Origin of the sequence: Micromonospora sp. H33 (assembly GCF_052068455.1) — a bacterium.
Taxonomy (GTDB): domain Bacteria; phylum Actinomycetota; class Actinomycetes; order Mycobacteriales; family Micromonosporaceae; genus Micromonospora.
The window spans coordinates 146,412-164,529 of record NZ_JBQHDE010000003.1 but is presented as its reverse complement, the minus strand read 5'-3'; the positions used below and the strand labels follow the sequence as shown (position 1 = coordinate 164,529).

The 18,118-nt window shown below is 72.9% G+C and carries 19 protein-coding genes and 1 pseudogene; 10 read left to right on the top strand and 10 right to left on the bottom strand.

Annotated elements, in window-relative coordinates:
• Window positions 1-117 precede the first annotated feature (117 nt).
• From ACTMS0_RS09950 to ACTMS0_RS09920, 7 genes are all read left to right on the top strand, one after another.
• Entirely contained in the window at window positions 118-1,425 is a 1,308-nt protein-coding gene (locus ACTMS0_RS09950; protein ID WP_441154858.1) for an extracellular solute-binding protein, read from the top strand.
• Between the two features lie 84 nt (window positions 1,426-1,509).
• Window positions 1,510-2,514: a carbohydrate ABC transporter permease gene (locus ACTMS0_RS09945; RefSeq protein ID WP_441154857.1), complete on the top strand. Its 1,005-nt coding sequence runs from the start codon at window positions 1,510-1,512 to the stop codon at window positions 2,512-2,514.
• Entirely contained in the window at window positions 2,511-3,344 is an 834-nt protein-coding gene (locus ACTMS0_RS09940) for a carbohydrate ABC transporter permease (RefSeq protein ID WP_441154856.1), read from the top strand. Before ACTMS0_RS09945 ends, ACTMS0_RS09940 begins: the two co-directional genes overlap by 4 nt.
• Before the next feature lie 56 nt (window positions 3,345-3,400).
• Window positions 3,401-4,774: a GH1 family beta-glucosidase gene (locus tag ACTMS0_RS09935; RefSeq protein ID WP_441154855.1), complete on the top strand. Its 1,374-nt coding sequence runs from the start codon at window positions 3,401-3,403 to the stop codon at window positions 4,772-4,774.
• Window positions 4,775-4,794: 20 nt separating this feature from the next.
• Window positions 4,795-5,802 carry a LacI family DNA-binding transcriptional regulator gene (locus tag ACTMS0_RS09930; protein ID WP_441154854.1) on the top strand — a complete coding sequence of 336 codons (1,008 nt, stop codon included), beginning with the start codon at window positions 4,795-4,797 and terminating at the stop codon, window positions 5,800-5,802.
• A 100-nt stretch (window positions 5,803-5,902) separates the two neighbouring features.
• Entirely contained in the window at window positions 5,903-6,304 is a 402-nt protein-coding gene (locus tag ACTMS0_RS09925; RefSeq protein ID WP_441154853.1) for a RidA family protein, read from the top strand.
• Between the two features lies 1 nt (window position 6,305).
• Window positions 6,306-7,199, top strand: coding sequence for a GNAT family N-acetyltransferase (locus ACTMS0_RS09920; protein ID WP_441154852.1), 894 nt, complete (start codon window positions 6,306-6,308; stop codon window positions 7,197-7,199).
• Here the strand turns inward: ACTMS0_RS09920 and ACTMS0_RS09915 are convergent, their stop codons facing one another.
• Both ACTMS0_RS09915 and ACTMS0_RS09910 read right to left on the bottom strand, forming a co-directional pair.
• Window positions 7,200-7,343 (bottom strand): hypothetical protein, encoded by a 144-nt coding sequence (locus ACTMS0_RS09915; protein ID WP_441154851.1) that lies wholly within the window; start codon window positions 7,341-7,343, stop codon window positions 7,200-7,202. It lies immediately after the preceding gene.
• Window positions 7,344-7,445: 102 nt separating this feature from the next.
• Window positions 7,446-8,240: an EI24 domain-containing protein gene (locus ACTMS0_RS09910; protein WP_441154850.1), complete on the bottom strand. Its 795-nt coding sequence runs from the start codon at window positions 8,238-8,240 to the stop codon at window positions 7,446-7,448.
• A gap of 110 nt (window positions 8,241-8,350) precedes the next feature.
• Between ACTMS0_RS09910 and ACTMS0_RS09905 the strand changes: the two genes are divergently transcribed.
• Window positions 8,351-9,361, top strand: a complete 1,011-nt coding sequence (locus tag ACTMS0_RS09905; RefSeq protein WP_441154849.1) for a helix-turn-helix transcriptional regulator — start codon at window positions 8,351-8,353, stop codon at window positions 9,359-9,361.
• Between the two features lie 75 nt (window positions 9,362-9,436).
• On the opposite strand, the gene ACTMS0_RS09900 is transcribed toward ACTMS0_RS09905, so the two are convergent.
• Window positions 9,437-10,357 (bottom strand): SDR family oxidoreductase, encoded by a 921-nt coding sequence (locus tag ACTMS0_RS09900; RefSeq protein WP_441154848.1) that lies wholly within the window; start codon window positions 10,355-10,357, stop codon window positions 9,437-9,439.
• A gap of 76 nt (window positions 10,358-10,433) precedes the next feature.
• On the opposite strand from ACTMS0_RS09900, the gene ACTMS0_RS09895 reads away from it, so the two are divergent.
• Complete coding sequence (locus ACTMS0_RS09895) at window positions 10,434-11,126, top strand: nucleotidyltransferase domain-containing protein (RefSeq protein ID WP_441154847.1); 693 nt, start codon at window positions 10,434-10,436, stop codon at window positions 11,124-11,126.
• Between the two features lie 49 nt (window positions 11,127-11,175).
• Here the strand turns inward: ACTMS0_RS09895 and ACTMS0_RS09890 are convergent, their stop codons facing one another.
• The 6 genes and pseudogenes from ACTMS0_RS09890 to ACTMS0_RS09865 form a co-directional block, all read right to left on the bottom strand.
• Window positions 11,176-12,651 (bottom strand): PhoX family protein, encoded by a 1,476-nt coding sequence (locus tag ACTMS0_RS09890; RefSeq protein ID WP_441154846.1) that lies wholly within the window; start codon window positions 12,649-12,651, stop codon window positions 11,176-11,178.
• Between the two features lie 122 nt (window positions 12,652-12,773).
• Complete coding sequence (locus ACTMS0_RS09885; protein ID WP_441154845.1) at window positions 12,774-13,511, bottom strand: alanyl-tRNA editing protein; 738 nt, start codon at window positions 13,509-13,511, stop codon at window positions 12,774-12,776.
• A gap of 11 nt (window positions 13,512-13,522) precedes the next feature.
• On the bottom strand, window positions 13,523-14,410 hold the full coding sequence (locus tag ACTMS0_RS09880; RefSeq protein ID WP_441154844.1) for an alpha/beta fold hydrolase: 888 nt from the start codon (window positions 14,408-14,410) through the stop codon (window positions 13,523-13,525).
• Window positions 14,407-14,721, bottom strand: a complete 315-nt coding sequence (locus tag ACTMS0_RS09875) for a DUF2516 family protein (RefSeq protein WP_167999880.1) — start codon at window positions 14,719-14,721, stop codon at window positions 14,407-14,409. The genes ACTMS0_RS09880 and ACTMS0_RS09875 overlap by 4 nt, the downstream gene beginning before the upstream one ends.
• 68 nt (window positions 14,722-14,789) lie before the next feature.
• Window positions 14,790-15,488 (bottom strand): hypothetical protein, encoded by a 699-nt coding sequence (locus ACTMS0_RS09870; RefSeq protein ID WP_441154843.1) that lies wholly within the window; start codon window positions 15,486-15,488, stop codon window positions 14,790-14,792.
• 122 nt (window positions 15,489-15,610) lie between these two features.
• Window positions 15,611-16,096, bottom strand: a pseudogene (locus ACTMS0_RS09865) (helix-turn-helix domain-containing protein); the annotation flags it as partial.
• Window positions 16,097-16,209: 113 nt separating this feature from the next.
• On the opposite strand from ACTMS0_RS09865, the gene ACTMS0_RS09860 reads away from it, so the two are divergent.
• Window positions 16,210-17,007, top strand: coding sequence for an alpha/beta fold hydrolase (locus tag ACTMS0_RS09860; RefSeq protein ID WP_441154842.1), 798 nt, complete (start codon window positions 16,210-16,212; stop codon window positions 17,005-17,007).
• Between the two features lie 77 nt (window positions 17,008-17,084).
• Here the strand turns inward: ACTMS0_RS09860 and ACTMS0_RS09855 are convergent, their stop codons facing one another.
• Window positions 17,085-18,044 carry an asparaginase gene (locus ACTMS0_RS09855; RefSeq protein ID WP_441154841.1) on the bottom strand — a complete coding sequence of 320 codons (960 nt, stop codon included), beginning with the start codon at window positions 18,042-18,044 and terminating at the stop codon, window positions 17,085-17,087.
• Window positions 18,045-18,118 lie beyond the last annotated feature (74 nt).

Here is an 18,118-nt window from a genome sequence, read left to right as displayed (position 1 = left end):
GCGACGGGGCGAGAGAGCGCTCTCTTGACATCCGGCGCGGCGGCAGGTGAGGCTGTGAGAGAGCGCTCTCTCAGATTCACCCACGACCACCCACCCGACCTGAGAGGGGTCCGAGACATGGGTGCCACCTCGCGCCGCCGCCTCGCGGCGGTCGCCTTTCTCGCCGCCACCACCCTGCTCGCCACCACCGCCTGCGGCGGGGGCGGCGACGACGCCGGCGACGGCACGGTCACGCTGACCGTCGACGTGTTCGGCCAGTTCGGCTACGACGAGCTGTACAAGGAGTACATGGCCGCCAACCCCGGCGTGAAGATCGTCGAGCGGGGCACCGGCGGCAACCTCGACGAGTACTCGCCGAAGCTCACCCAGTGGCTCGCCGCCGGCAAGGGCGCCGGCGACGTGGTCGCGATCGAGGAGGGCCTGCTGGTCGAGTACAAGGCCAACCCGGGCAACTTCGTCAACCTGCTCGACCACGGCGCGGCCGAGCTGAAGGGCAACTTCCTCGACTGGAAGTGGAACGCCGGCCTCACCGCCGACGGCAAGCAGCTCATCGGTCTCGGCACCGACGTCGGCGGCATGGCGATGTGCTACCGCAAGGACCTGTTCGCCAAGGCCGGCCTGCCCACCGAGCGGGACGCCGTGTCGGCGCTCTGGCCGACCTGGCCGGACTACATCCGCGCCGGCGAGAAGTTCGCGGCGGCGAAGACCGGGGCGTCATTCCTGGACGCGGCCACCAACACGTTCAACACGATCGTGCTCCAGACCGCCGGCAACACCTCGGGCTACCACTACTACGACACCAGCGACAACCTGGTGGTCGACACCAACCCGGCGGTGAAGCAGGCCTGGGACACCACCATGGACATCATCGACTCCGGCCTGTCCGGAAAGTACGGCGCGTGGTCCGAGGAGTGGGTCTCCGCGTTCAAGCAGGCCAAGTTCGCCACCATCGCCTGCCCGGCCTGGATGACCGGCGTCATCGAGGGCAACGCCGGCCCGGCGGCCAAGGGCAAGTGGGACATCGCCCGGGTGCCCGGCAACGGCGGCAACTGGGGCGGCTCCTACCTCGCCGTGCCGAAGCAGAGCAAGCACCAGGACGAGGCGGTCAAGCTGGCCAAGTTCCTGACCAGCGCCAAGGGCCAGATCGGCGCGTTCAAGGCCAAGGGCCCGCTGCCCTCGTCACCGCAGGCGCTCGAGGACCCGGCCGTCGCCGGGGCCACCAACGCGTACTTCTCCGACGCCCCGGTGGGCCAGATCTTCGCCGCCGGCGCCAAGAGCCTGAAGCCGGTCTACATGGGCCCGAAGAACCAGGCCGTCCGCACCGAGGTGGAGAACGCCGTCCGCACCGTGGAGCTGGGGCAGCGTACGCCCGGGCAGGGCTGGACCGACGCGGTGACGAACGCGAAGAAGGCCGCCGCCAAGTAGCCGCTCCCCGCTTCCCCACCGGCCCCGCGAACCGTCGCGCCGGGGCCGGTGGGGAGCGGGCGGCGTGGAAAGGAGTACGCGGGCATGAGCGTTCAGCTTGACGCCCGGCCGCCCGTGGCGGCGGCACCATCCTCGCGGCCCATCCGCTCCTACCGGCTCAGCCGGTTCGACACACGCTGGTCGCCCTACCTCTACATCGCCCCGTTCTTCCTGCTCTTCGCGGTCTTCGGGGCGTACCCGCTGGGCTACACCCTCTGGGTCTCCCTGCACGAGTGGGACCTGCTCGGCACCAACCCGACGTTCATCGGCGCGGAGAACTACACCCGGCTGCTGGCCGACGCGGACTTCTGGCACGCGGTCGTCAACACCCTGGGCATCTTCGTCATCTCCACCGTCCCGCAGTTGCTCGCCGCGCTCTGGCTGGCGAACCTGCTCAACCGTCAGCTCCGCGCCCGGACCGGCTGGCGGATGGCGGTGCTGGTCCCCAACGTCACCTCCACCGCCGCGGTGGCGATCGTCTTCGGGGTCCTGTTCGGCCGCGAGTTCGGCATGGTCAACTGGCTGCTCGACCTGATCGGCGTCGACGCGATCGACTGGAAGGCCAACCGCGTCGCCTCCTGGGTCGCCATCTCCACGATGGTGGACTGGCGCTGGACCGGCTACAACGCGCTGATCTTCCTCGCCGCCATGCAGGCCATCCCCCGTGACCTGTACGAGTCCGCGGCGATCGACGGGGCGAGCCGGGCCCGGCAGTTCTGGTCGATCACCGTCCCGCTGCTCCGGCCGACGATCATCTTCGCGGTCATCATCTCCACCATCGGCGGGCTCCAGCTCTTCACCGAGCCCCGCCTCTTCCACTCCGGGACCAACGCGATCCGCGGTGGGCCGTCCCGGGAGTCACAGACGGTGACGATGTACATGTTCGAGAACGCGTTCGCCCCGTACTACAACTTCGGGTACGGCTCGGCCGTGGCGTGGCTGCTCTTCGCGCTCATCGCCGTCGTGGCGGTGGTCAACGTGCTGATCATCCGCCGGCTCGGCACCGGCGTGGGAACCCGCACGGGCGGCCGGAAGGGGGGCCGGGGATGAGCCGGCTCTGGCGGGCCAGCCCGCTCACGTACGGCGCCCTGGTGGTCGCCGCGTTCTCCTCGATCTTCCCGATCTGGTGGATGTTCGTGGTGGCCAGCCGGTCCAGCGACGCGATGGGTCAGCTCCCCCCGCCGGTCACCCCCGGCGGCAACCTGGGCGCGAACATCTCCCGGCTCTTCGCCAACACCGACGCGTACTTCCTCACCGGTCTGATCAACTCGGCGATCGTGGCGAGCACCGTGACCGTGTCGGTGGTCTTCTTCTCCACCCTGGCCGGGTTCGCCTTCGCGAAGCTGCGCTTCCGCGGGCGGAACGCCCTGCTCATGGTCATCATCGCGACGATGATGGTGCCGACCCAGCTCGGCGTCATCCCGTTGTACATGCTGATGACCAAGTTGAACTGGAACGACCGCCTGCCCGCCGTGATCGTCCCCGCCCTGGTCACCGGGTTCGGGGTGTTCATGATGCGCCAGTACGCGGCGCAGGCGGTCAGCACCGAGCTGATCGAGGCGGCCCGGGTCGACGGCTGCGGCACGGCGCGCATCTACTGGAACGTCGTGCTGCCGGCGCTCCGCCCGGCCGCCGCGGTCCTCGGCCTGCTCACGTTCATGACCACCTGGAACGACTTCCTCTGGCCGTACGCGGTGCTCAACGACCCGGAGAACCCGACCGTGCAGCTGTCGTTGCGGGCCCTGTCGGACGGGTACTACCAGGACATGTCGCAGGTCTTCACCGGCACGGCCATCGCGACGCTCCCGCTGCTGCTGGTCTTCGTCCTGTTCGGCCGCCAGATCATCGGCGGGATCATGGAAGGTGCGGTCAAGGCGTGAGCGCGAGGAGTGAGCCGGGGTTGCGAGCCCCGCAGTCGCGAACGAAAGAAGGCTCAGTGAACGAGCTGCGATTTCCGGAGAACTTCCGCTGGGGCGCCGCCACCGCGGCGTACCAGATCGAGGGTGCGGTCCGCGACGGCGGTCGCGGCCCGTCGATCTGGGACACCTTCAGCCGTACACCCGGCAAGGTCCACCAGGGCCACACCGGTGACGTCGCCTGCGACCACTACCACCGGTACGCCGACGACGTGGCCCTGATGGCGGAGCTGGGGCTGCACGCGTACCGGTTCTCGGTCGCCTGGCCGCGGATCCAGCCCGACGGCGTCGGTCCGGTCAACCCGCGCGGCCTGGACTTCTACGACCGGCTTGTCGACGCGCTGCTCGACCGGGGCATCGAGCCGATCGTCACGCTCTACCACTGGGACCTGCCACAGACGCTGGAGGACCGGGGCGGCTGGACCGAGCGGGAGACCGCCGAGCACTTCGCCACGTACGCCACCGCCGTGCACGCCCGGCTCGGCGACCGGGTCCGCACCTGGACCACGCTCAACGAGCCGTGGTGCTCGGCCTACCTCGGATACGGCAACGGGGTGCACGCCCCCGGGGTGCAGGACGCGGGGGCGGCCTTCACCGCCGTACACCATCTGCTGCTCGGGCACGGCCTGGCGGCCCGGGCGCTGCGGGCGGCCGGCGCGGAGACCGTGGGGATCACGCTCAACACCGGCGACATCCGCCCGGCCGACCCGGACAGCGCGGCGGACGCCGCCGCGGTACGCCTGGTCGACGGCCTGCAGAACCGGATCTTCCTGGATCCGCTGCTGCGGGCGGCCTACCCGGAGGACGTGCTGGAGCACGTCGCGCGGATCGTCGAGCCGACGTTCCTCCGGGACGGGGACGAGAAGCTGATCGCCGCGCCGATCGACCTGCTCGGGGTCAACTACTACGCGCCCACCTACGTCGCCGGACGGCCGGACGGCGCCGGGGGCGGCGGAGCGTACCCGGGCACCGACGGCGCGGTGGAGTTCCTGCCGCCCGCCGGTCCGCTCACCGACATGGGCTGGATGATCGAGCCGGCCGGGCTCACCCGGATGCTGGAACGCCTCGCCACCGACTACCCGGGAGTGCCGCTGCTGGTCACCGAGAACGGCGCGGCGTTCCCGGACAAGACCGGGAGCGACCCGGCCGGGGAGATCGTCGACACCGACCGGATCGCGTACCTCGACGGGCACCTACGGGCGGCACACGAGGCCATCGCCCGGGGAGTGGATCTGCGCGGCTATTGCGTATGGTCGTTCCTGGACAACTTCGAGTGGGCCGAGGGTTACCGGAAGCGGTTCGGGATCGTCCACGTCGACTACCTGACCCAGCGGCGCACACCGAAGGCGAGCGCCCGCTGGTACCAGGAGGTGATCTCCCGGAACGGGCTGTGACGAGCGGGGGTACGACGGCGATGACGACGGCGCAACGACCGACGCTCGAGGCGGTGGCCCGGCGGGCCGGGGTCTCCCGGGCCACGGTCTCCCGCGTGGTGAACGGCTCCACCACCGTGGCCGAGCCGATCCGCGAGGCCGTGCGCCGCGCGGTCGCCGAGCTGGGGTACGTGCCGAACCTGGCCGCCCGCAGCCTGGTCACCCAGCGGACCGACTCGATCGCGCTGGTCATGCCCGAGGCGGCGACCCGGGTCTTCTCCGACGACCAGGTCTTCCCCGGCATCATCCGGGGGGCGGCCCAGGAGTTGGAGGCGGCCGACAAGCAGTTGGTGCTGATGCTGGCCGGCTCGCCGGGCGGGCACGAGCGCGTGGAGCGGTACACCACCGGCCGGCACGTGGACGGGGTGCTGTTCGCCTCCCTGCACGGCGCCGACCCACTGCCCGGCCGGCTGGCCCGGCTGGGCATCCCCGTGGTGTGCAGCGGCCGGCCGCTCGGCGACGAGGACGTGCCGTACGTGGACGTCGACCACGTCGGCGGGGTGAACCGGGCGGTGCGGCACCTGATCGACGGCGGCCGGCGGCGCATCGCCACCATCGCCGGCCCGCAGGACATGGTGGCCGGCATCGAGCGGCTCACCGGCTACCGCGAGACGGTGGCCGCCGCCGGGCTGCCCGAGATCGTCGCCGTCGGGGACTTCACCCGCGAGTCCGGGGCGGCGGCGATGCGGCAGCTCCTCGCCGAGCACCCGGACCTGGACGCGGTCTTCGCCGCCTCCGACCTGATGGCGCACGCCGCCCTGCGGACGCTCCGCGAGGCGGGGCGGCGGGTGCCGGACGACGTCGCGGTGATCGGCTTCGACGACATCGAGACCGCCGCGTACACCGAGCCGCCGCTCACCACCGTCCGCCAGCCGATCCAGCAGATCGGCCGGCAGATGACCCGGCAACTGCTGCGCCTCGCCGCCGGCGAGCCGATCGAGCGGGTGGTGATCCTCCCGACGGAGCTGGTGGTACGCGAGTCCGCCTGAAGGAAGGGCCCCTTCTTAACGCCTCCGGTAGAGGAAGGGCCCCCTGTTAACACCCCGAAATTGGGTCGAGCTCCCGCCGGGGCGCGGCTAGCGTCGGGCCGTGCCCCATCTCCGCCACGTCCCCGCGCTCGCCGATGCCGAGTACGCCTACGTCGCCACGGTCGAGTCAGCGACGCGCCTCGTCTTCACCGCCGGCGCGTGCCCGCTGGACCGCGAGGGTCGTACCGTCGCCCCCGGTGACCACGCCGCCCAGGCCCGGCAGGTGATGGCCAACCTGGAGACCGCGCTCGCGGCGGCCGGCGCCCGCGTCGCCGACGTCGTCAAGACCACGGTCTACGTGGCGTCGGCGCACCGCCCCGACCTGGTGACCGTCTGGCAGGTGGTCCGGGACGCGTTCGGCGACCACGACCCACCCAGCACCCTGCTCGGTGTGGCCGTCCTCGGCTACCCCGACCAGCTCGTTGAGGTCGAAGCCGTCGCCGCCGTCCCGGCGGAGAGCTGACGTGCGGATCCGTACCGCCGTGCCGGACGACGCTCCGGCCGTCGTGGCGCTGCGCGCCCACGTCCTGCCGTACCTGGTGCGCGGCGTCCCGTCGACCCGGCAGATGATCGCGCAGCCGCCACGAGACCGGCACTGGACGGCCTTCGTCGCCGAGATTCAGGGCGAGATCGTCGGTTGGGTCTCCACGTTCCGTAACACCAGCTCCACCCGCCCGGTGGGCGAGATCTCGCTCCTGCACGTCCACCCCGAGCACCGGGGACGCGGTATCGGCAGTGGGCTCCTGGACGCCGCCCTGGACCATCTCGCCCCGCTCCGGCTACCGGTGCTGCGCGGGCGGGTGCTGCCGGAGGCGCTGCCGTACGCCCGGCGGCGCGGCTTCACACCGAGCCGGGAGGAACGCTTCTCCGCTCTCGACCTCGGGTCGCTGCCGCCGCTGCCGGCCGCCCCCGCCGGGGTGCGCCTGGTCTCCCTGGCCGGTGTCGACCCGCACCGGGTGTACCAGGTGGATGTGGCCGCCAGCGTCGACGAGCCCGGGGACGTGCCGACCGACGCTCTCACGTACGAGCACTGGCGGGCCGACACGTGGGACAACGTCGGGCTGGACCGGGAGGCCAGCACGGGCGCGGAGGTCGACGGCGTCCTGGCCGCGATCAGCCTGGTGAAGCGGGACGGCGCGCGGATGTGGTCGGACTACACGGGCACCGCCCCGGAGCACCGGGGACGCGGGCTGGCGACCGCGGCGAAGCTGGCCGCCCTGCACCGGGCCGCCGCCGACGGGGTGACCGTCGCGTACACGGGCAACGACGAGGCGAACGCGCCGATGCTCGCCATCAACGCCCGGCTCGGCTACCGCCCGGTGGCGTCCCAGTGGTCCTGCCTGCGCGAGCTGACCTGATCAGCCGGCGAGCACCCGCTCGGCGACCGCGTACGTGTCCGCGCCGAACAGGACCAGCCGCGCCTCGGTGACGTTGACGGGCCGTGCCGACCGAAGCACCGACAGCCCCTGGCGGACGGCGTCCTCCAGCGGCCAGCCGTACACCGTCGACTTCCCCGCCACCCAGCAGGGACGAGTTGGCGGCGTTGACGATGACGTCGACCCGCTGGGCGGTGATGTCGCCCTCGACCAGGGTGATCTCCACGGTCAGCCCTCCGTCGTCGGCTGGCCGAGCACGCGACGGGCCAGCAGCGTGGCACCGGCGACGGCGGCCGGCATGAGCAGCACCGCGCCGAGCGGGATCAGGAAGCAGACGAAGACCGCCGTCCCGAAGCCGAGGGCGGTCGGACGGTCCGCCCGCAGTGCGGCACGCCGCTCCGGCAGCCGCTTGCCGCGCCGGTAGAACGGCGCACCGGTCAGCTCCACCGCGAGCACCCAGCCACCCACGGCCGCGCCGAGCACCGGCACCACGGTCTGGCCCACGACCGGGATGAGGCCGGCGGCGAAGAGGGGCACCCCGAACAGCACCGACAGCGCCACCAACCGCAGGGAGTCGGCCGCGCTGCGCCGCAGCGACGACCAGAACGGCACGTCGACGGCGTTCGGCGTGCCGCCGTACCGCTCCTCCACGCGCTCGGAGATCTTCTCGTAGAACGGGTCGCCGATGACCAGGGTGACGGCGGTGAACGCGACCACCGCGAGCAGGCCGCCCAGCCCGAGGAGGGCCAGCCCGGCGACCACCCGGAGCAGGCCGCGCCAGGTGGCCGACCAGCCGTCGGCGAAGGGCGTGAGCAGCGCCGCCAGGTCGTCGACGAAGTACACCAGCGTGGCGAACGCGGTGACGAAGAGCACCCCGGAAAGCAGCGCCGGCACGACGCCGAGCAGCATCAGGCCGGGGCTGCGGACGTACAGGCCGAGCCCGCGCAGGAACAGCCCGACACCAGCGAGGAACCGGCCGGCGGCCCCGGTCACGGGGGCGGCAAGGTCACGGGGTGCGCTCACGGTCGCCGAGCCTAGCGCTCGGCCGTCGCTGAAGCCGCGCTGCCTGTTAACAGGGGTCCCTTCCTCTACCGCCGGCGTTAACAAGGGGCCCTTCCTTACACAATGGGCGGGTGCGGGCGGCTCGGTTGATCTCGTTGGTGTTGCTGCTGCAGTCGCGGGAGACCATGACGGCGGCGGAGCTGGCGCGCGAGCTGGAGGTCTCCGAGCGCACCGTCTACCGCGACGTGCTGGCCCTGTCCGCCGCCGGGGTGCCGGTCTACGCGGACCGGGGTCGTGCGGGCGGCTACCGGCTGCTCGGCGGCTACCGGACCCGGCTCACCGGGTTGACCCGGGACGAGGCGGAGGCGCTCTTCCTGGCCGGGCTGCCGGGGCCGGCCGGCGACATGGGACTGACCGACGCAGTGGCGTCCGCCGAGCTGAAGGTGCTCGCGGCGCTGCCGCCGAGCCTGCGCGACGCGCCGGTCCGCACCGGGCAGCGGTTCCACCTGGACGTGCCGGGGTGGTTCCGCGAGACCGGGCCGCCGCCGTGGTTGAGCGAGCTGGCCGGCGCGGTCTGGCGGGACCGGGTGGTGCGGTTGCGCTACCGGCGCGGCGACCGCGAGGTCGAGCGGGAGGCGCACCCGTACGGGCTGGTCCTCAAGAGCGGCGTCTGGTATCTGGTCGGCCGCGTCGGGGACGCGTACCGCACGTACCGGGTGGACCGGGTCATTCACGTCGAGGTGGACGCGGAGACCTTCGACCGGGACGCCGGCTTCGACCTGGCCGCGCACTGGCGGGAGCAGGCCGAGGCGTTCCTGCGGAGCATGCTCCGGGCCGAGGTGACGATCCGGCTGAGCCCCGCCGGCCTGCGCCGGCTCCGCTACCTCGCCGACGCCCCCTTCGTGTACGACGAGGCGCTCGCCGCCGCCGGCGAGCCCGACGGGCAGGGGTGGGTGGTGACCCGCCTGCCCGTCGAGTCGCTCGAGGTCGCGTACCCGCAGCTGCTGGGGCTCGGTCCGGAGGTGGCGGTGCTCGACCCGCCCGAGCTGCGGGCGCGGCTGGCCGATGCCGCCCGGCGCAGCGCGGCGCTCTACGCGGACGAGGCCGCGGGCGGCCCGGGCGACGCCGCTCCAACCGGCTGACGCGGACGGCTCGGGGTGACGCCGGCCCATCGGATGCCCCGGGCGGCCCGGACAGCGCGGGACCGCCCGCCCCGCTCAGCGGTAGCCGGTGACGTCCGCCGGCCGGCCCTTCTCCACGACCTCCGTGATGTAGCGGAAGGCGTCCGGCTGGCTGCCGTCGACGTCGGTGAACCCGTACACCTGGGACAGCTCGCCGGCCGAGACGGAGGCCTGGTTCCAGCGGGCCCGGTCCTCGTCGGCGGCCAGCGCGGCGACCGCGCGCCCGACGAAGGCGGGGGTCTCCGAGATGAGGAAGTGCGGGTCCTTGGCGGCGCCGTCGCGCCAGTTCTCCTCGGTGACGCCGTAGTGCTCCAGCATCATCTCGGAGCGGATCCACCCGGGTGTGAGCGCCACGGCGGTGCCGCCGTGCGGCTTCAGCTCGTGCCCCCAGCAGTACGCGAGCCGGTTGACCGACACCTTCGCCAGGTCGTAGAAGACCGACAGCCGGTACGTCGTGTCGTTGTACGCCTTCGTGCCGTCGCCGATCTCGACGACCAACCCGCCGGGGTGGCGGATCAGCAGCGGGAACGCGAAGTGGCTGGTGATGATGTGGGTGTCGATCGCCAGGCGCAGGGTGCGGAAGCCACCGTCGAGCGGCTGCTCCCAGACCGGCTTCTCCCAGGTGATGAGCGGGTCGGCCCCCCAGACGTCGTTGACCAGCACGTCGAGCCGGCCCTGTTCGGCGTCGATCCGCTCGACCAGTGCGCGGACCTCGTCGGGGACCAGGTGGTCCACCCGGACTCCGATGCCGGTGCCGCCGGCCGCGGTCACCAGGTCGGCGGTCTCCTCGATGGTCTCCGGCCGGTCCATCTCGGAGCGGCCGGTGGTCCGGCTGCTGCGACCCGTGGCGTACACCGTCGCGCCGGCCGCGCCGAGCTGGACGGCGATCTGCCGGCCGGCGCCCCGGGTCGCGCCGGCGACCAGCGCGACCTTCCCTGTCAGCGGTTTCGTCGTCATGCGTCCGACCCTCGCAGGAATACCTGACATCCGGAGTCCGGTTTCGCGACCGGGTTTCGTGCGTCATGCTCGCCGGATGCACCTGCTGCTCTCCGGGATCGTCGGCTCGGTCGCGTACGGGCTGGCCGGGCCGGGATCGGACGTCGACCGGATCGGCGTGTTCGCCGCGCCCACCGTCGCCTTCCACGGCCTGCACCCGCCGAAGGAGTCCGTCGTCACCACCGACCCGGACGTGACCCTGCACGAGGCTGCGAAATACGCGAAGCTGGCGCTCAGCGGCAACCCGACCGCCACCGAGCTGATGTGGCTGCCGGACGACTGCTACGAGACACGGACGGCGTTCGGCGAGCGGCTGATCCAGATCCGGTCCGCGTTCCTGTCCGCGCCCCGGGTCCGCGACGCCTTCCTCGGGTACGCGTCCCGGCAGTTCCGCAAGTTGGAGTCCCGCGGCGACGGGACGTTCTCGTCCGACGTGCGGCGGCGGACCGCGAAACACGCCCGGCACCTGGCCCGGCTCGTGCACCAGGGCCGGCGCCTCTACGCCACCGGAACGCTGGAGATCCGGCTCGAGGATCCACAGTGGTTCCGGTCGTTCGGGGATCAGGTGGCCGGCGGTGACATCGAGGTGGCCCGGACGCTGCTGGCGGAGGCGGAACGCGACTTCGACTCGATCCGGACGCCGCTGCCGGACCGCCCCGACGAGGCGACCGTGGAGCGGTGGCTGCTCGACGTCCGCGCCGCCCACCTGCCGGCGGGGCTACGCGGCTGACACGGTCGCGGGGGTGGGGCACCGCCAGCCCACCCCCGCGGCCGGTGAGTCAGACCCCGATCCGGCGCCAGTCACCCCAGATCGCGAACGTCATGCCCCGGCTCGCCTGGATGTTGACGAACAGGGTGTGCCCGTCCGGGCTGAACGTGGAGCCGGCGAACTCGTCGTTGGACCGGTCCGCGCCGGTGCTGCTGACCAACCGGTTCAGCGCGATGTCGAACAGCTCGCCACGCGGGGTGAGCCCGCGCAGGTAGTTGTCGTTCACGTTGTCCTCGCAGACCACCAGCGTGCCGCGCGGGCTGGTGGTCACGTTGTCCGGGAAGTCCAGCACGTCCGGGCCGGGCGACTCGTACACCAGCCGCAGCACCTGCGTCCGGCAGTGGTACGCCCACACCTGGCCGTGCCCGTTGCCGTAGCCGTCGGCGATCGGGCCGGTCGAGGTCTCCGCCGGGCCACCGCCCTGGGTGGCGGTGAAGTACACGACGCCGTCGTCGTACGCCGACCCCTCCAGCCGGGAGAAGTAGGCGGCGCCCCGCTCCCAGCCCTGCCGGGAGACGTACGTCAGCGCCTTGTCGTTGGTCGTGGGCGCGACCTCGCCCGGGGTGTACGGGAACCGGGGCGCCGGATCGTCGATGTCCACCCACTCCACCCGGTACGCGGCGTGCCGGGGCTGGGCCGCGGCCAGGTCCAGATTGGGCCGACCGCGCACCGCCAGCATCTGCAGGCGGCCCCCGTCCATCAGCCGACCGCACGACCGCGGGTGCCTCGGCGGGGTGTAGCGGTAGAAGCCGGACGGGAAGCCGAAGTTGTCCTCGGTGAGATACAGGTGCCCGCCGCGCGGGTCGTACGCCACCGACTCGTGGGCGAACCGGCCGGCAGCGGTGATCGGGCTACCGTCCGACCGCCCGTCGACGGGTACCTCGTAGATGAAGCCGTGCGGCTGGGTGAGCGGCACGTTGGAGGTACCGGTGAAGTCCGGGCCGACATCCGGCCCGTTGACCGTCTCCTCGCAGGTGATCCAGCTGCCCCAGGGCATCACGCCGCCGGAGCAGTTCATCATGGTGCCGTTCAGGCTGGTCCAGGAGCGGCGGACCTCGCCGTACCGGGTCACCTCGACCGTGGTGGTGCCGCCCTGCGCCATCGGGTCGTACGCGGTGGAGGCGTCGCCGAACGCCGGGCCGGGGTTGTTCACCTCGTGGTTGCGGACCAGCCGCACCGTGCCGCCGCGACCGCGGAACGCGCCCATGCCGTCGTGCCGGCCCGGCAGCCGGGTGCCGTCGTCGAGCACCACCGGGAACTCGGTGTCGTGGAACGACCGGTACTGGAAGCCCTCGGGCAGGTGCAGGCGGACCTTGCCGTCGCGCAGGTCCGGCACCGGCCCGAGGACCGGGTCGGGTGCCGGACGCCGGCCGACCGCGCCGGCCTCGCCACGCGCCACGAACCCGAGGAACGGGCCGCCGAGGACGGCGCCGCCGGCCGCGGCGGCAGCGCCGCGCAGCAACGTACGCCGGTTGAGATCAGGCATCGGGGGACTCCTTTGTCGCCGGGGCCCCGGTCGTCGAGGCCGGGGACCGATCCTTCGGAGATCCTCGCCACCTGTTCACCTGATGGCAACCTCTCGGCAAGGTCGCCCTGGCGCGTGCGTCCTCAGTCGACCAGGCGGACGCGGACCCGGCGGTTCGCACGGCCCTTGCTCTCCACCTTGACCACCTGGACCTTGCCGATCTGGGCGGTGGAGGCCACATGGGTGCCGCCGTCGGCCTGCACGTCCAACCCGACGATGTCGACGATCCGCACCTCCTGCTCGTCCGGCGGGATCAGGTTGGACTGGGTGCGGATGATGTCCGGCAGGGCGAGGGCCTCCGTCCGCGGGAGCACCCGGACGGCCACCGCCCGGTCCGCCGCGACCTCGGCGTTGACCAGTTCCTCGATGCGGGTCCTGAAGTCCGGCGGCACCTCGGGAAGGTTGAAGTCCATCCGTGCCTCGCCAGCTTCCATGTTGCCGCCGGTGACGAGCGCGCCGAAGTCCCGGAAGACCACCCCGCAGAGCACGTGCAGGCCGGAGTGGGTGCGCATCAGCCGGGTGCGGCGCTCGTCCTCGACCGCGCCCGTGACGGTCGTGCCGGGCGGCGGCAGCGGGTCACCCTCGGCCGGGATCAGGTAGAGGTCGTCGCCCTTGCGGGTGCCGACGATGCGGGTCTGCACGCCCTGCCAGAGCAGGACGCCGTGGTCCGGCGGCTGCCCGCCGCCGCCCGGGTAGAAGGCCGAGCGGTCCAGCACGATGCCCTGCTCAGGATCGGCGAGCAGCACCCTGCACTCCCACTCCCGCAGGGTCGGGTCGGCGAGGTCGAGCCGGTGGGTGCGGCCGTGGTGTGTGACGCCCATGACACCGCAGGTTACTCGTTGAGGAACCCCGAAACGCGTTCCCGCAGGTCGGCGCGGTCGGTCCAGAGGACGCCCGGCCGGTCGTACACGTGCAGGGTGGCCCGGGGCAGCGCCGCCGCGAGTTGCTCGGCGACCCCGACCGGATGCAGGTCGTCGCCCGCGCACCCGATCACGAGGGCTGGCGCGGTCACCGCGGCCAGTGCCGCGGTGTCCCGCAGCGGCACCGAGTCGGGCAGGCTGGCCAGGCCCGACGCGAGACCGTCGCGCAGGAGCTGGTCGAGGCGCTGCCGCAGGTACGCCCAGCCGGCGGGCGTGTTCCGTACGGCCGGCGGCAGCTCCACCTGGACGACGTCCGCGACCGTGGCCGCGTCGCCGCTCTCGACCGCGTCGAGCAGCGCGGTGAGCCGCTCCCGGGCCACCTCGCCGCGCGGTCGGTCCAGGACCGCCGGCAGGAAGAAGACCAGCCGCTCGAACCGTTGCGGACTCTCGATGAGCAGGCGGCAGAGCGCGCCGGCACCGAGACTCGCGCCGAACGCCCGGGTCGCGCCGCCGAGGTCGGCGACCGCGCGCAGGTCGCGGGCGAGGTCGACGTAGTTCCACGGGCCGGCCGGCGCGTCGGAGCGGCCGTGACCGCGGAACTGGAAGAAGATCTTGCGGCCGGCCACACCGCTGCCGAACGGCCGGGTGGTCGCGATGCCGTTGCCCAGCCCGTGCGCGAACACCGTGACCGGGTCACCCGCGCCGGTGACCAGCTGCTCCAGCCGTACGCCGTGCGGGGTGGTGACCAGGTCCGTCTCCGGCTCCGGCAGGGCCGGGCGGCCGGTGCGGGGGCCTCCCGGGCCGGGGCCCCAGGTGCGGGGACCGCCGTCCGGTGGTGGGGGCCAGCGGAAACCCCTCACCAGGATCCTCGGCCGTCGCTGAGGTCGCGCAGGCCGACCCGGACGTCGAGCAGGTAGATGAGCCCGGCGGCGATGCCGATCAGTCCGAAGAGGCTGATGGGGCCGAAGCCGAGGAGGGTCAGCACGAGGCAGACGGCGAGGATGGCGACCCAGCCACCCTTGGGCAGGGTGCCGATCGCGGTGAACCCGTCGGACCGCTGCGTGATGGCATGCACCAGGGCTACACCCTGGACGATCAGCGCGAAGGCGAGCAGGATCAGCTCGATCACGTCACGGACGGCGAAGGCGAAGATCGGCGCGGCGGTGGCCATGACGGCAAGCTTATGCCTGCGACCCCGGGTCCGTCCGACAGGACGGACCCGGGGTCGCTCTCAGCAGGTCACTCGGCGGCCGGGCGGGTCCGCTTCGTGGCACGCGGCAGCTTCGCCGACGGGGTGGCCGGCTTGGCGGTGGCCTTGGTGGTCCGCTTCTTCACGGCGGCCGGCTTGGCCTCGGCCACCTCGGCGACCTCGGCCGGGGTCGGCGCCTCGGCGGTGGCCGGCGCGGCGGTCGCGGCCGGCGCGGCCTCGGTGGCCTCGATGTCGGCGTTCACGGTCTCGGCGGCCTCCAGCACGCCGGCACCGACGACCCGCTCACCACGGGCGACCAGCGCGCCGTACGCGGCGAGCGCCCGCTCCTGGGCGGCGTGCGCGCCGGCGACCACGACGGCCGCGTTGCGCGTGGCGACCTCGCGCAGCTTGTCGAGGTCGGCGACCTCACGGAGCCGGTTGAGGTCGGCCGCCTCGCGGACCCGCTTGAGGTCCGCGGCCTCGCGGAGCCGGTTGAGGTCCAGGTCGGTGGCGGCCTTCTGGCGCAGGCCGTCGGCGGTCACCGTCGCGGTGCGCAGGGTCTCGTTGGCCTTCTGCCGCAGCTCGACGCCGGTGACGACGGCCTTGCCGCCGAGGTCGGCGACGACCCGGTTGCCCAGGTCGCTCACCACGGCGGGAAGCTTACGAAGCTGCTGGTACGCCAGCTCACCCGCGCCGGCGGCGGCGTAGAGCGGGGCCGGGATGCGGTTGGTCTTCGGCTGGGTGGTCATGACTTCTCCTCCTCGGCCGCACCGGCGGCCTTCGGGGCCGCCCGGCGGGCGACCTTCTTCGCGGGGGTCGGGGCGGGTGCGGGGCCGGACTCCGTGACGGCGACCGACTCGAGGACCGCCTCCGTCGGCGTGCCCTCCGGCGTGGTCGGGCCGGTGGCGGCGGCGTTGGCCAGGTCCGCGGCCGATCCGGGCGGCGTGGCGGGGCCCGCCGCCTCGTCGGTGGTGGTCGGTGTCGCGCCGCCGGCGGCCGCGGTCGCCTCCGCGAGCCGGGCGTTCTCCCGGCGGAACGTCTCGTAAATCTGCGTGAGCGACTGCTTCTGCGCCATGGTCAGGTCGGGGTCGACGGCGATCGCCGCCAGCACGCCCTGGCCCTCCTTGTCGTCCAGCAGCCCGGCCCGCAGGTACATCGCCGGTGTCGACACCCGCAACGCGCTGGCGAGCTGCTGGAGCACCTCGGCGCTGGGCTTGCGCAGCCCACGCTCGATCTGACTCAGGTACGGGTTGCTGACCCCCGCCTGCTCGGCGAGCTGCCGGAGCGAGATCTTCGCGTTCCGGCGCAGGTCACGAATGAACCCGCCGACGTCGGGAAGGTCTTTACCAGTAGCCATACCTCGACGCTACCCCGTACTGCTAGCTCCTGCAAGCGGATTGCTAGCCAGAGTTAGCAGCGTCTCAGCAATCCCGTTGCGCCCCGGGTATCCCGATCTCTAACCTGCGCGTGATGGCGAAGATCATGGTCAACGGGGCACGGCTCGCGTACGACGACACGGGCGACGGTACGCCCGTCGTCCTGTTGCACGCGGGGATCGCCGACCGCCGGATGTGGCGGGAGCAGGTGGACGCACTGGCGTCCCGGCACCGGGTGATCGCCCTGGACCTGCGCGGCTACGGCGAGTCCGGGTTGCCGCCCGCACCGTTCGCCAACCACGACGACCTGGCCGGGCTGTTGGCCGCGCTCGGCATCGAGCGTGCCGCCCTGGTCGGCTGCTCCTTCGGTGGCGCGGTCGCGATCGACACCGCGCTGGCGCACCCGCACCGGGTGACGGCGTTGGCCCTGCTGGGTGCGGCGGTCTCCGGCAACCGGTGGTCCGACGAGGCCAACGACCTCTGGGACAGCCTGATCGGCGAGGTGGACCCCGACGACGTCCCCGCCAACGCCGCCGCCGAGGTGCGCTTCTGGGTGGTCGGCCCCGGCCGCCGTCCGGAGGACGTCGATCCGGACCTGATCGCCTTCGCGCACCAGCTGGACCTGCGTGCCCTCGCCGCCGAACAGGCGCTCAGCGCCGTCGAAGTCACCGACCTCGACCCGCCCGCCATCGGCCGGCTCGGCGAATTGCGGATGCCCGTCCTCGTCACGGCCGGCGCCGCCGACCTGCCGGACGTCAGCCGCCTGGCCGACCGGATCGCGGCCGAGGCGCCCGAGGCGGTCCGCCTGCCGGACGTGCCGGACGCGGGTCACCTGCTCCCGTTGGAGCGCCCCGAACCGGTCAACGCCGCCCTGCGCGACTTTCTCCCCTGAAACACCGAGGCGGCCCCGCCGGATCATGAAGTTGGCGGGCGAGTTGATCTCCGCAACGCGGGTGGGGCCCCGGCCGGCTACCAGAGGGGGCGGACGGCTCCGACCGGGAGGCCGCCGCCGAACAGGGGCACCTCGGCGAACTCCTCCAGCACCGGCGCGGCGACCCCGAGCCGGCCCAGTGCGGAGACCAGCACCGGCATCCGGGCCCGGCCGGCGCCGTCGTCGATCTTGAGGGCGACCGCCCCGACGCCGGGCACGGCCGCCGCGATGACGCCCTCCGCGCCCACCTTGGCGAGCAGCCCCGGCACCCCGCGCATCAGCCGGGTGTCGTCGGCCTGCGTACCGCCCACGATCTCGGGGTGGGCGCGCATCGCGTCGGCCACCGTACGCGGCACCGAGCCGGGCTCGGCGGAGACCAGCCGGAGGTACGCCGTCGCGAGGCCGGTCAGCGACACGGCGAGCACGGGGGCGCCGCACCCGTCCACGCCGGTCGCCGCCACCGGCTCACCGGTGAACTCCTCGACCGCCTCCCGCAGCCGCTGCTGCAACGGGTGCTCGGGCCGCCAGTACCTCTCCAACGGCCACCCCGCGGCCCGGCAGGTCAACAGCATCCCGCTGTGCTTGCCGGAGCAGTTCATCTGCGTACGCGTGGGGCCGCCGCCGGCCCGCAGCACGGCGGTGCGGGCGTCCTCCCCGACCGGCAGGTCCGGCGGGCAGTGCAGCGCCGACTCGTCGAGCCCGGCCTGCGCCAGCAGCGCGCCGACCCGGGCGAGGTGGAACTCCTCCCCCGCGTGGCTGGCCGAGACCAGCGCCAGGTCGGCAGGGTCGGTCAACGGCAGCCCGGCGCGGATCATGCCCACCGCCTGCATCGGCTTGTTCGACGAGCGGGGGAAGACCGGTGCGGTCACGTCCCCGGCGGCGGCCACCGGCGTACCGGCGGGGTCCAGCACCACCACCGACCCCCGGTGCATGCCCTCCACGAACCCGGACCGGACCACCTCGGCGAGCGGCACGCCGCCCTCGTACGTCTTTCCCACAACGTGGACGGTACCGCCCGCCGATCAGGGCCGTCGGGCGGGTGACCAGGTGCTCGATGCGGCGGCGTACAGGG

Coding starts and splice junctions, on each gene's coding strand:
- ACTMS0_RS09950 (WP_441154858.1), top strand. CDS start 118: ATGGGTGCCACCTCGCGCCGCCGCCTCGCGGCGGTCGCCTTTCTCGCC.
- ACTMS0_RS09945 (WP_441154857.1), top strand. CDS start 1,510: ATGAGCGTTCAGCTTGACGCCCGGCCGCCCGTGGCGGCGGCACCATCC.
- ACTMS0_RS09940 (WP_441154856.1), top strand. CDS start 2,511: ATGAGCCGGCTCTGGCGGGCCAGCCCGCTCACGTACGGCGCCCTGGTG.
- ACTMS0_RS09930 (WP_441154854.1), top strand. CDS start 4,795: ATGACGACGGCGCAACGACCGACGCTCGAGGCGGTGGCCCGGCGGGCC.
- ACTMS0_RS09900 (WP_441154848.1), bottom strand. CDS start 10,357: ATGACGACGAAACCGCTGACAGGGAAGGTCGCGCTGGTCGCCGGCGCG.
- ACTMS0_RS09895 (WP_441154847.1), top strand. CDS start 10,434: ATGCACCTGCTGCTCTCCGGGATCGTCGGCTCGGTCGCGTACGGGCTG.
- ACTMS0_RS09890 (WP_441154846.1), bottom strand. CDS start 12,651: ATGCCTGATCTCAACCGGCGTACGTTGCTGCGCGGCGCTGCCGCCGCG.
- ACTMS0_RS09885 (WP_441154845.1), bottom strand. CDS start 13,511: ATGGGCGTCACACACCACGGCCGCACCCACCGGCTCGACCTCGCCGAC.
- ACTMS0_RS09875 (WP_167999880.1), bottom strand. CDS start 14,721: ATGGCCACCGCCGCGCCGATCTTCGCCTTCGCCGTCCGTGACGTGATC.
- ACTMS0_RS09870 (WP_441154843.1), bottom strand. CDS start 15,488: ATGACCACCCAGCCGAAGACCAACCGCATCCCGGCCCCGCTCTACGCC.
- ACTMS0_RS09860 (WP_441154842.1), top strand. CDS start 16,210: ATGGCGAAGATCATGGTCAACGGGGCACGGCTCGCGTACGACGACACG.